Raw genomic sequence first — 11,304 nt, 5'->3', positions numbered from 1 at the left:
CGGCCGACAGCGGCCAGGGCCTGGCGCTGCCCACCACCCCCACCAACGGCGGCTGCCGCGACCCGCGCTACAGCGAGCTGTCGCGCTACTTCGAGCTGGAACCGGGCAGCGACTGCGGCACCTTCAGCTTCCGCGGCTACCGGCCCATGTCCGTGTCCGTGGTGACGGCCGACCATGTCAACCGGCAGCCCACCACGCCCGGCAAGGACCCTGCGCAGTCGCAGCCCTACAAGACCGAGGAAATGCGCGTGCAGCTGTCCGTGCGCACCAAGGTCGCCCAGGGCCTGCTGACCAGCAGCACCTCGGCGGGCAAGGACTCGCTGTGGGTCGGCTACACCCAGCAGTCGTACTGGCAGCTGTTCAGCCCGGCCATCTCGCGGCCCTTCCGCAACACGGACCACGAGCCCGAGATCTTCTACGTCTACCCCACCGATGCCCGGCTGCCCTTCGGCTGGCGCTGGCGCTACAGCGGCGTGGGCCTGGTGCACCAGTCCAACGGCCAGAGCGATCCGTTGTCGCGCAGCTGGAACCGCTGGTATCTGATGACCGGCTTCGAGCTGGACAACCGCTGGCAGCTGCACGCCAAGGCCTGGCAGCGCATCCGCGAAAGCGCCGAGCACGACGACAACCCGCGCATCCAGGACTACATAGGCCGGGGCGAGGTGAAACTGGGCTGGAACGTCAATGCGCAGAACTATCTGGGCTTCACTGCGCGCGGCTCGCTGGGCCAGGGCCGAGGCTCGGGCCGCGTCGAATGGCTGCGCACCCTAGGCGAAGGATGGAACGGTGGCAAGAGCAATTTGCGCCTGCATGTCCAGCTTTTCAGCGGATACGGTGACAGCCTGATCGATTACAACTACAAGCGCACCGTGCTCAGCGTGGGCTTCAGTCTTCTGGACTTCTAGAAGACCGGCCCTCGCCGGGCACGCTTTGCCGCTTGCCCTTCGCGGGGAAGCCCCGTCCCGCTGGCTGCATTGCCAGCGGCCGGGGCCATGCGTCAGAATGCGCCGATGCCCCGGGCCTTTGCAGGCAGGCCCGGAACCCGCCCCAGAACGAACCGCGGAGGTCCGCCATGGATTTGCAATACCAGCTCAAGGCCGGCAGTTACTGCCTGTACGACATGCGCGAGACGCCCAGTGCCATCACGGGCGAGCGCCGCTGCCGGCTCAGGACCGAGCTGGTGGCCATTGCCTTCGACCTGGTCACGGGCCAGGTCCATGAGCATGGCTCGCCCACGCGCATCCATGCCTGGGCCCTGTGCACGCGCAGGCGGCTGCGCGCGGCCGGCGACTGGGACCAGGCCGACAGCATCGTCGTGGTCTCCGGGCCCCTGCCGGTGGATGAGATCAACAAATGCCTGGGCATACGCGGCTACTGCCGCCGCATGTTCCAGCGCCTGGCCAGCCTGCCGCACGGCAAGCTGCAACCCCACGCGCATGCCCACGCTCATGGTGCCTACGGAGCTTACGGCGCCCATGCAGGCCGGCACCAGTCCCATCAGGGCCAGCAACGGCGGGCCGCCTGAAAGCCCGCGCGCGCCCGGCACCACCTCACTCGGGACCCAGGTCCTCTTCCCCTTCTTCATCGTGCGGCTCGGCATGCTTGACGATGGTCACAGGCAGCCGGCTGTTGCGTGCCACCTCGCGCGAGACCGAGCCGATCAGCACGCGCCGCAGGCCGCCCTGGCCCAGTGCGCCGATGATGATCTGCTCGCAGCCCGTGCTCTCGGCAATGTCGGCCAGCGCGGCGGCGGGCTCGCCCAGGCCGATCTCCACCTCGTAGGAAATGCCGGCCGCCCGCACCAGGGCCACGGCCGGCGCCACCAGGTGCATGCCGGCGTCCACGCTGGCGGCGGCAATCATGTCCGAGTCCTGCGTGGCCAGCTCGAACAGCGAGGCTTCCTGCTGCACATGGGCCAGCACGAAATGCGCCTGCAGGCCCTGGCGCACCAGGGAGATGGCGTGGTGCACGGCATCCAGCGAGGGCTCGGACCCATCGACGGCAATCATGATCTTCAGCATGCGGACCTCCTTTTTTGTAGCTGGCGAATCGCAACCACCCCAGTGTAGACGCGGGCCGGCTAAGCCAGACGGGCTCCGGGGACAGTCACGGAGCGTCCGACACGCACATGCGGCCATCTGGGACAATGGAGGGCTATGCTGCAATTCGACCTGCTCAAGACCGATCCCTCCAGCCACGCGCGCCGCGGCCAGCTCACGCTCAACCACGGCGTGGTGCAGACACCCATCTTCATGCCCGTGGGCACCTATGGCACCGTCAAGGGCGTGATGCCGCGCAGCCTGCAGGAGATGGGCGCGCAGATCATCCTGGGCAACACCTTCCACCTGTGGATGCGCCCGGGGCTGGACATCATGCAGAGCTTCGGCGGCCTGCACGGCTTCGAGAAGTGGGACAAGCCCATCCTCACCGACTCGGGCGGATTCCAGGTCTGGAGCCTGGGCGCCATGCGCAAGATCACCGAGGAAGGCGTGCACTTCGCCAGCCCGGTCAACGGCGACAAGCTGTTCATGTCGCCCGAAGTCAGCATGCAGATCCAGACCGTGCTGAACTCGGACATCGTCATGCAGCTGGACGAATGCACGCCCTACGAGACCAACGGCCACAAGACCACCGAGGCCGAGGCACGCAAGAGCATGGAGATGAGCCGCCGCTGGGCCAAGCGCTCCAGCGACGAGTTCCAGCGCCTGGGCAACCCCAATGCGCTGTTCGGCATCGTGCAGGGCGGCATGTACGAGAACCTGCGCGAGGAATCGCTGCAGGCCCTGGTCGAGATGGACTTCCCCGGCTACGCCGTGGGCGGCGTCTCGGTGGGCGAGCCCAAGGACGAGATGCTGGCCATCATGGCCCACACGCCCCACCGCCTGCCGGCCCACAAGCCGCGCTACCTGATGGGCGTGGGCACGCCCGAGGACCTGGTGCAGGGCGTGGCCGACGGCGTGGACATGTTCGACTGCGTCATGCCCACGCGCAATGCGCGCAACGGCACCATCTTCACGCGCTATGGCGACCTGAAGATCCGCAATGCGCGCCACAAGACCGACCACCAGCCGCTGGACCCCAGCTGCACCTGCCATGCCTGCGCCGGCACCAGCGGCGTGAGCTGGGAGCAAGGCGGACGCGACGGCTTCTCGCGCGCCTACCTGCACCACCTGGACCGCTGCGGCGAGATGCTGGGCCCCATGCTCACCACCATCCACAACCTGCACTACTACCTGAACCTGATGCAGGAAGTGCGCAATGCGCTGGAGGCGGGCAACTTCACTGAAATGCGCGCACGCTTCAAGGCCGAGCGCGCCCGGGGCGTCTGACGCCCCGCAGCCGATTACTCGAGTCGCTCAGATCACTCAGGTCGCCAGGTCCTTGAGCGACCAGGACACGCCGGTCTCGAAGCCGGCGCGCATCTCGTCGGCCACGCGCTCCAGCTCGTCCAGAAACAGCCGCATGGCGGCTGCCTTGGTGTAGCCGATGCGCTGGTACAGGCAGCCGGGCAACTGCGCACCGGCGTCGTGCAGGGGCCGCCAGAGCAGGCGGCCGGCCGCCACATCCTCGGCCACGTTGTCGGGCACCAGGAATCCCAGGGCCGTGCTGCCGGCCACCAGGCGCCGCACCATGGGCACGGAGCTGGTCTCCACCAGCGGCCGCTGCTGGTGCAGGGCCGCGCTGTCCATCTGCTCCAGCATGCTGCGCAACTCCATACCCGGCGCCATCAGGATCAGCGGATAGTCCACGCAATCGCGCAGGCGCAGCAGGCGCGGCTCGGTGGCCAGCGGATGGCCGGGGGCCATCACCGCGCCCAGCGGCTGGGGCCAGGCGCGCACCTCCTGCACGCCGGGCGGCGGCGGGCGGCGCAGGCAATAGGCCACATCGATCTCGCCCTGCGCCACGCCGCGCAGCAGCTCCTCGCCCGTGCCCGAACGCACGCTGAAGGTAATGCCCGGATAGCGCCCGTGCAGGCTGGCGATCACCAGGGGCAGCAGGTACTCGGCCGTGGCATGGGACACGCCCACGCGCACATGGCCCCGGCGCAGGGCGCGCAGGTCCTCCACCTGGGCCAGCGCGTTGTCGAAGTCACGCTGGCTGCGCCGCACGGCCGCCAGCATCAGCTCCCCGGCCGTTGTCAGCTGCATGCCGCGCGGCAGGCGGTCGAACAGCGGCACGCCGACCTGGGCCTCCAGATTGAGGATTTGCTGGTTCACGGCGGCCGCCGTCAGGTGCAGCGTGACGGCGGCCTTGCGCACCGAGCCACGGCGCGCCACCTCGTCAAAACAGCGAAAGGCCTGGGAGATTGCGGGCATGGCGCGGAGTGTAAATTTTTATCTGACACCTCATCCAAAACAAACAGCTATTCCTGACGCTTGCGACTGCCTAGAGTGGCGCTCATTCCCGGCCTCCTTTGAAAGCAGCCCATGGCAAGCACCGTAGACCAAGTCACCCAGCGCCGCCGCGGCGTCGGACTCATCGCCCACGACCCCGCCCTCTCGGCCGGCGGCTACACCCTGATCGCGCCGCAGACGGCCGACGGCCATGTCTACCTGGTGGACATCGAAGGCCGCGTGGCCCATGAATGGAAGCTGCCCGTGCGCGCGGGCCGGCACGCCGTGATCCTGCCCAACGGCAACCTGGGCTACAACGGCAACCACCCCCGCTCGCCCGATCGCTATGCGCCATGGTCCATGTGGCATGGCGGCGATTTCTACGAGGTCACGCCGCAGGGCGAGATCGTCTGGCGCCACGAGGACCCGGACCACCACCATGACGCGCAATGGCTGCCCAACGGCCATCTGCTCTATGCCGCCTGCGCGCCCGTGCCTGCGGGCTTTGCCGAGCGCGTGCCCGGCGGCACCGCGCATGGGCCCGGCGAGGTGATGTACGGCGACGTGATCCGCGAAGTGGACCGCAGCGGCCGCCTGGTCTGGGAATGGAAGGCCTGGGAGCATCTGGCGCCCCAGGACTTCCCCATCCACCCGGGCTTCGGCCGCTACCACTGGCCGCTGGTCAACGGGCTGGGCGTGAGGGCCGACGGCAGCGTGCTCATGAGCCTGCGCACCACCTCCGGCATCATTGCCGTGGACAAGGCCAGCGGCGCGGTGACGCTGCACATTCCACCCTCGGTGGTCTCGCACCAGCATGCGCCCGTGGCGCTGGACAACGGCCACATCCTGGCCTTCGACAACGGCAACTTCCGCGAAGGCGCCCATGTGGCCTTCTCGCGCGTGGTGGAGATCGATCCTGCCGACCACCGCGTGGTCTGGAGCTACCAGGACGAGATGGTCAACGCCTTCTACACCGCCTTCATGGGCAATGCCCAGCGCCTGTGGAACGGCAACACCCACATCACCGAATCGGCCACGGGCCGGCTCTTCGAGGTCACGCCTGCGGGGGAGGTGGTCTGGGAATACATCCTGCCCTGGTTCGCCGAGTACCCCGATGCCGCAGCACGCCGCACCGGCCCCGGACGGCTCAACAGCGTGTTCCAGACCTGGCGCTACCACGCGGACCAGCTGCCCTGGCTGGGCGCCGCCGGGAGGCTGTCATGAGCCTCAACCGCAGGCAAATGGCGGCCTGGATGCTGGGCGCGCCCTGGCTGTCACAGGCAGCCCGTGCGTCCACGGCTGGGGCCGACGCCTGGCCCAGCCAGCCGCTGACCGTGGTCGTGCCCTTTTCGCCGGGCGGCAGCGTGGACGTGGCCGCGCGCCTGGTCATGCCGCGCCTGGCGGAGCGGCTGCGCCAGCCCGTGGTCATAGAAAACACCGTGGGCGCCTCGGGCACCATCGCCACCCAGCGGGTGATCAAGGCCAGGCCGGACGGGCATACCGCGCTGTTCGGCGTGGCCAGCTGCGTGCTCATTGCACCGCTGGTGTCGCCAGAGCGCTTCCGGTATGACGGCCTCAGGGAACTGCTGCCCGTGGCGCCCGTAGCCTCTTCGGCCTTCGTGCTGGCAGGCCGCCCCGACCTGCCGGCCACCACGGCGGCCGAGCTCGTGCAGCTGTCGCGCCAGCAGCCGGGCCGGCTGACCGTGGGCACCGATGGCGTGGGCACCAGCCTGCACCTGACCGCAGAAATGCTCCAGCAGCAGGCCGGCCTGTCTTGGACGCATGTGCCCTACAAATCCGGCCCGCAGGCGCTGACCGAGCTGGCGGGCGGGCAGATCGACCTGGCCGTGCTGCCCGTGGCCCTGGTCCAGTCCTTTGTACGCGAAGGCAAGCTGCGCGGCCTGGGCGTGACCTCGCGCCTGCGCGCCGCCACCTTGCCGCAGACTCCCAGCCTGCAGGAAACGCCGGTCTGGCAGTCCTTTGATGTCGAGGCCTGGCAGGGCCTGCTGCTGCCGGCCCGCACCGATGCCCGCATTGCCGAGCGCCTGGCCCGCGAGACCGCCGCCGTGCTGGCCGAGCCGGAACTGGTGCGCAAGCTCGCCGACGCCGGCTTCAAGCCCATGGCCATGGAGCAAGCCCAGTTCATTGCCCACCTGGAGCGGGAGAGAAAGCTGCTGGAGGCCACGGTGCACGCCGCCCGCCTGCAAGGCACAGGCTGACCCGGCCAGGCCCGGCCAGGCCCGGCCAGGCGCTGCTTGCGGTGCTACTGCAGGGCGCCGGGCGAGACAAACAAGAGGTCGGCCATCTGCACCAGGGTCCGGCCCCGGGTCAACGGGTAGGAGGGCGAAGGAGACAACGCGCGCGGCTGCAGCCGGAAAAAGGCCTTGCCGCCACAGCGCTGGCCCAGCATCTCGAACTCGGCGCCTTCCAGGCGGCAGTCCACCTGCAGGCCCGGTGCGGGCTCATGGGCGATGCCAGACAGCTGCGACAGGCGCTGCAGCGCATCGGGCTCGGGCAGCACGGTGGTTTCGGCACTGCCATCGACATGCTGGACATGCACGGGCCGGCCAGCCAGGACCTTGAGCGGATACACCAGTTCCAGGCCTGCCCGCCCGGCGCGCAGGCCCCGCTGCAGGCCGCCGTCGACATCCCCCTGGGCACGCGCCCAGCACGTGAAGCTCAGTCCGCGCGCCGAACCCACGATGCGCACGCGCCAGGCCAGGCTCAGCTCCTCGCAGTCCACCACCGTTTCGTAGAAGGCCTCGAAGCGGCCGGCCCGCTCGCGCAGGCTCAGTTCGCCCGCGCCATGCACACAGCGGTCACCTTGTCCGTCGCGCGCCACAAAGGCCATGGAGCGCAGGATGTCGACGCCGCCATAGCGGACATTGCGCAGGCCGCCGTCGGCCAGTTCGGCGCGGAGCGGGCCGGCCTGCAACTGGCGGGGGCCGGACTGCAGATGCCTATCCCAGCCTTGCGCAGACACCACGATGCCAGCGCCCTCGGGCCCGTTGCCGACGATTTCAGCGAACCATTGGTTCATATTTGCACCCTTGTCCATTCCGAGCATGGATGCCGATGCTATGGACGATCGGTGCGCATGAATAACGATGTTTTCTGTCACTCGTCGTGAGCTGCACTCACAAGCGGTCAGGCATTCCGGCATCAGTCCGGGGAGCCGGTGCGCCGCTCAAGACCTGCGGGGCCTGCTGCGGCTCCAGCACGGTGCAGTTGCGGCCCTGGGCCTTGCCACGGTAAAGCGCCGCATCGGCACGTGCAATGGTCGCCTCCACCGACTCGCCCGCGCGGTACTGCGCGGCGCCCAGCGTGCAGGTGACGCGGGCGCCCTCGCCCAGGGTCTGCGTCCACGGGGCTTCGGCAATGCGCAGCCGCAGGCGCTCCAGCAGTTCGCCGGCCTGGGCCAGGTCGGTGTCGGGCAGCACCAGCAGGAACTCCTCACCGCCATAGCGGCCCACGCCATCAGCACTGCGCAGCTGCGACTTCAGCAGCGTTCCGAAGGCGCGCAGCACGCGGTCGCCGCCCTCATGGCCAAAGCTGTCGTTGATGCGCTTGAAGTGGTCTATGTCCAGCAGCGCCACGCACAGCACCGTGCCACGGTCGTGGGCGGCGGTGCGCACCTCGTGCAGCCGCTCGATCACGCCCCGGCGGTTGCTGACGCCGGTCAGGTCGTCATGGCGCAGCAGGGCCTCGATCTGCGCCAGCGCCGTGGCCAGCTTGTCATTGGCGATGCCCAGCCGGTACTGCATGCTGCGAAAGAAGGTGGCCTGCACGCTGCAGCGCACCACGGCACCGAGCACCACGCCGAAGGCCAGCAACTGGCCTGCAGCCGTGTCCGTGGTCATGCGCATCAGCGGCCCCCGCCAGAGAATGATGGCCGCCACGGCGATGAGCGTGCCTATCCAGGTCAGCCAGAAGCTGGTGCGGCTGCGCGCCAGGAAACCGTCGGCGCTGAAGGCGATCAGCATCACCATGGACTGGAACGCCAGCGCAGGGGCGGCCATGACCATGCCCAGCACGCCGATGATGGACACCAGCTGGTGCGTGAGGAACATGCCCGGATCGCGCAGCCTGTGGCACCAGTCGCTGGCATAGGCCCAGGTGATGAAGCCCATGCCCGCCGCCACCCACAGGCCATAGCCCAGCACCACGGCCCAGGGCGCATAGCCGGCCCAGGCATGGCCCAGAAACAGCAGCAGCGCATAGAGATGGCTGACCAGCACGGAGATGTGCAGTTGCCAGGTGCGGCGCTTCCAGCGCTCCAGGTGCAGCGCCTCGTCCACCAACGGCGACGCCGGCTTCGGCCCCCACAGGAGACGGTCCGGGAAATTCCGAGAAATGGAGGAAAGCACGGGCATGCGAAGAAGCGCGGTGGGCCGGCGGCCCTCATGGGCGCCCATTGTGACCGCATCCGGGAAATCCCGGAGATTGCATCCTTCTCGCCTAGGAGGTGCGTGGCGGCCGCACGTCCTCGGCCACCACGATCTGGTTGCGCCCGCAGGCGCGGCCATGCGCGAGGGCCGCTTCGGCACGCTGCACCAGCCGCTCCGAGGTTTCGCCCGCCTGGAACTCCGCCACGGCCAGGGTCAGGGTCAGCGGGTCCTTGTCGGGGTCGGGGATGGGCTTTTCGCTCCAGTGCTGCTGGCGCACGCCCTCGCGCACGCGCTGCAGCGCCCAGACGGCCTGGACGGAGGCGGTATCCGGCATCACCAGCATGAAGGTGTCATCGCGGTAGCGGCCTATGCCGTCCACCGTGCGCAGGTGGGTGACCAGCAGGCCGCTGAGCATGAGCAGCACCCGGTCCTGCAGCGATGGTCCCTTGTGCGGCGGGTGCACGCCCGCACGCTCCACCCAGGGGTCCAGCTCCAGCAGCACCACGCAAAACGGTTCGGGCTTGCGCGCATGGCGCTCGCGCAGGCCATCGACGGCATCCATCAATCGCGAGTAATTGGCCACGCCGGTCAGCGTGTCGCGCCCCGTGGGCAATTGCAGCGAGCCCACGCGGGTCTGCAGCTGCTGCACATCGTCGGCCAGTTGGCCGCAGTAGCTGGACAGCTGCGCCAGTTCCTCGGTGTACTGGCGCTGCATGCGGCTCAGTGCCTGCCACAGGGCCAGCGCATGCACGGCCAGCGGCAGCAGCACGCTGGCCAGCCACAGAATGCGCACGGCGACCGAGCCCGGTGCCATCTGCGGCATGGGCCTGGCCACCACCACGGCGCAGAGCATGGCCAGCATGGCGCACAGCAGCACGATCTGGCCTGCGGGCAGGTGCAGCGCCTGCTCGCGCTCGCCATCCCAGGGCAGCCAGGCGATGGCGGCCAGCCACAGCAGGGCAGAGGCCCAGGCCAGCGAGGGCTGCCAGGCCGCCAGCAGCAAGGCCATCGTGGCCTGTATCCAGCCGTGGCCGCGCAGCGTCCGGGTCAGCGGCAGGCCGGCTGCATGGCAGCGCCAGACCCAGGCCATGCCGGCCAGGGCCGACAGCACGGCGTAGGCCGCCCAGGCTTTCCATGAAGAAGGGCCGGCCAGCACATGGCCAGCCAGCAGGGCAGCCCCCACGGCCCAGGCCGCCAGGGGAAGAAGATGGGCGGACGCGCCGGCCGGTGGGTGGGCGGGCTGCGCTGGCGTGTGTTGTGGGGGATACGGCAGCTGGCGTGACATGGCATCCTCGCTGAAGACATCTGCGCCCCGGCCGAGCGCGCAAGCCATGGTGTACCACAACCCCGCGCAGCTTCAAGGGTCTTGCCGGCTCCGGCCGACACCGCCACAGCCGCCGCCAGGGCCGCTTCAGGCGGGGGTCAGGCGGGCTCAGCCAGACTCACCCCGGTGCCGGCCCGGCCTCCCGCACGGGAGGCACGGGAGCCACGGCAGGCGCAGCAGACGTGGAAGGCAGCACGGCTCCCGGCTTCCTGCGGTTGCCATCGGCCTGGGTGCCGCAGCTGTGGCAATAGTGCACAAAGGCGCTCTTGCGGGTATTGCAGCTGCCGCAGCGGTCGAACAGGCCTATGCCGCAGTGGGGGCAGAAATCGATGGCGCCGTCCTTCAGGTCCACGGGGCGCTCGCAGCCCGGGCATACGCCCTTGGCCAGGCGGGCCAGGGCCACGTCGTAGCCCAGTTCCTGGCGCCGCTGCGTCTCGGGCAGTGACTCCTGCTGCTTTTGCCGCTCCAGGTAGCGGTTCAGGCCCAGAATGGCCGCGCGCCCCAGCAGCACCGTCACCACGATGCCGACCACATAGCGCACGTAGCCGCCGTAGTCGGGCAGGTAGGGCACGAGTTCGACGAAGAAGGCGAACAGCGCAAAGAAGATGAAGCCCCAGACAAAGGGCCACCAGGTGCTCTTGCGCTGTTTGGCGAACAGCCAGCCGGCCACCAGCAGCAGGGGCAGGGTCAGCGCCAGGCGGTAGAGGAAGACGCGCAGCTCGATGGCGCGCATCTCCTTGCGCCAGGCCTCCATGGCACCGTCGCGCAGACCGTCCCACTGGCGGTTGGCCGCGTCCAGGCGCTGGCGTGCCTGCAGGCTGGCGTCCTGCAGCCGCTCCACGGAGGCGCGTGCGGTGTTCTCTTCCTGCTTGATGGCATCCAGCGCCTGGGTGCGCGACAGCAGCTCGCTGTCCTGCTCGGGCCGGGCCGTGGCGCGGCGCGTGGCCACCCAGTTGTCGAAGGTCTCGCGCGCCGAGCGGTAGCGCGCCTGCGTGGCCTGGTACTTGAGGCGCGCGTTCTGCAGCGCCGTCTCCGCCTTGTCGTGATCGGCATCGGCGGCCTTGATCTCGGCCTTGACGGGCTCGGCCGCAGCGGGCGCGATGAAGTCCTCCACCGTGCGCGGCGACTCGACCTGGGGCAGATCCCCCACCACCAGGCCTCCCAGGCCGATGAGGAAGGACGCGAACACCACCGCCACCAGCCACAGGCCTCGGCGGAACCATTTCTCGGGCAGACGCAGTGCCTTGCTCATGGGGAA

At 69.2% G+C, this 11,304-nt stretch carries 11 protein-coding genes; 5 read left to right on the top strand and 6 right to left on the bottom strand.

Annotated elements, in window-relative coordinates:
• Positions 1-905: phospholipase A (locus tag BW39_RS24775; RefSeq protein WP_043824794.1), on the top strand; the 905-nt coding region annotated here is incomplete at its 5' end.
• Between the two features lie 167 nt (positions 906-1,072).
• Positions 1,073-1,525 carry a hypothetical protein gene (locus BW39_RS24770; RefSeq protein WP_012202483.1) on the top strand — a complete coding sequence of 151 codons (453 nt, stop codon included), beginning with the start codon at positions 1,073-1,075 and terminating at the stop codon, positions 1,523-1,525.
• 25 nt (positions 1,526-1,550) lie between these two features.
• Here the strand turns inward: BW39_RS24770 and BW39_RS24765 are convergent, their stop codons facing one another.
• Positions 1,551-2,021 carry a universal stress protein gene (locus BW39_RS24765; RefSeq protein WP_034397960.1) on the bottom strand — a complete coding sequence of 157 codons (471 nt, stop codon included), beginning with the start codon at positions 2,019-2,021 and terminating at the stop codon, positions 1,551-1,553.
• A 135-nt stretch (positions 2,022-2,156) separates the two neighbouring features.
• On the opposite strand from BW39_RS24765, the gene tgt reads away from it, so the two are divergent.
• Positions 2,157-3,329: a tRNA guanosine(34) transglycosylase Tgt gene (gene tgt / locus BW39_RS24760; protein ID WP_012202481.1), complete on the top strand. Its 1,173-nt coding sequence runs from the start codon at positions 2,157-2,159 to the stop codon at positions 3,327-3,329.
• Positions 3,330-3,365: 36 nt separating this feature from the next.
• Here tgt and BW39_RS24755 read toward each other — a convergent pair whose 3' ends face one another.
• Positions 3,366-4,316 carry a LysR family transcriptional regulator gene (locus tag BW39_RS24755; RefSeq protein WP_012202480.1) on the bottom strand — a complete coding sequence of 317 codons (951 nt, stop codon included), beginning with the start codon at positions 4,314-4,316 and terminating at the stop codon, positions 3,366-3,368.
• Between the two features lie 111 nt (positions 4,317-4,427).
• Here BW39_RS24755 and BW39_RS24750 point away from each other — a divergent pair, with 111 nt between their 5' ends.
• Positions 4,428-5,558: an aryl-sulfate sulfotransferase gene (locus tag BW39_RS24750; protein ID WP_043824791.1), complete on the top strand. Its 1,131-nt coding sequence runs from the start codon at positions 4,428-4,430 to the stop codon at positions 5,556-5,558.
• Positions 5,555-6,553 carry a Bug family tripartite tricarboxylate transporter substrate binding protein gene (locus BW39_RS24745; protein WP_043824789.1) on the top strand — a complete coding sequence of 333 codons (999 nt, stop codon included), beginning with the start codon at positions 5,555-5,557 and terminating at the stop codon, positions 6,551-6,553. Before BW39_RS24750 ends, BW39_RS24745 begins: the two co-directional genes overlap by 4 nt.
• A gap of 44 nt (positions 6,554-6,597) precedes the next feature.
• On the opposite strand, the gene BW39_RS24740 is transcribed toward BW39_RS24745, so the two are convergent.
• From BW39_RS24740 to BW39_RS24725, 4 genes are all read right to left on the bottom strand, one after another.
• A complete protein-coding gene (locus BW39_RS24740) occupies positions 6,598-7,374 on the bottom strand; it encodes a hypothetical protein (RefSeq protein WP_235264281.1) in 777 nt (258 codons plus the stop codon).
• Between the two features lie 97 nt (positions 7,375-7,471).
• Positions 7,472-8,632 carry a GGDEF domain-containing protein gene (locus BW39_RS24735; RefSeq protein WP_235264280.1) on the bottom strand — a complete coding sequence of 387 codons (1,161 nt, stop codon included), beginning with the start codon at positions 8,630-8,632 and terminating at the stop codon, positions 7,472-7,474.
• Between the two features lie 160 nt (positions 8,633-8,792).
• Complete coding sequence (locus BW39_RS24730) at positions 8,793-10,007, bottom strand: GGDEF domain-containing protein (RefSeq protein ID WP_043824800.1); 1,215 nt, start codon at positions 10,005-10,007, stop codon at positions 8,793-8,795.
• Positions 10,008-10,164: 157 nt separating this feature from the next.
• Positions 10,165-11,298, bottom strand: coding sequence for a zinc ribbon domain-containing protein (locus tag BW39_RS24725; protein ID WP_043824784.1), 1,134 nt, complete (start codon positions 11,296-11,298; stop codon positions 10,165-10,167).
• Between the last annotated feature and the right edge of the window lie 6 nt (positions 11,299-11,304).

This window comes from Delftia sp. RIT313 (assembly GCF_000632165.1).
Lineage (GTDB): Bacteria > Pseudomonadota > Gammaproteobacteria > Burkholderiales > Burkholderiaceae_C > Comamonas > Comamonas acidovorans.
Note: the sequence above shows the minus strand (reverse complement) of the source record. Positions and strands in the feature narration are given on the sequence as shown.

What these genes read in the sequence shown, in the direction of transcription:
- BW39_RS24770 (WP_012202483.1), top strand. Translation starts at nt 1,073, where the DNA reads ATGGATTTGCAATACCAGCTCAAGGCCGGCAGTTACTGCCTGTACGAC.
- BW39_RS24765 (WP_034397960.1), bottom strand. Translation starts at nt 2,021, where the DNA reads ATGCTGAAGATCATGATTGCCGTCGATGGGTCCGAGCCCTCGCTGGAT.
- tgt (WP_012202481.1), top strand. Translation starts at nt 2,157, where the DNA reads ATGCTGCAATTCGACCTGCTCAAGACCGATCCCTCCAGCCACGCGCGC.
- BW39_RS24755 (WP_012202480.1), bottom strand. Translation starts at nt 4,316, where the DNA reads ATGCCCGCAATCTCCCAGGCCTTTCGCTGTTTTGACGAGGTGGCGCGC.
- BW39_RS24750 (WP_043824791.1), top strand. Translation starts at nt 4,428, where the DNA reads ATGGCAAGCACCGTAGACCAAGTCACCCAGCGCCGCCGCGGCGTCGGA.
- BW39_RS24745 (WP_043824789.1), top strand. Translation starts at nt 5,555, where the DNA reads ATGAGCCTCAACCGCAGGCAAATGGCGGCCTGGATGCTGGGCGCGCCC.
- BW39_RS24740 (WP_235264281.1), bottom strand. Translation starts at nt 7,374, where the DNA reads ATGAACCAATGGTTCGCTGAAATCGTCGGCAACGGGCCCGAGGGCGCT.
- BW39_RS24730 (WP_043824800.1), bottom strand. Translation starts at nt 10,007, where the DNA reads ATGTCACGCCAGCTGCCGTATCCCCCACAACACACGCCAGCGCAGCCC.
- BW39_RS24725 (WP_043824784.1), bottom strand. Translation starts at nt 11,298, where the DNA reads ATGAGCAAGGCACTGCGTCTGCCCGAGAAATGGTTCCGCCGAGGCCTG.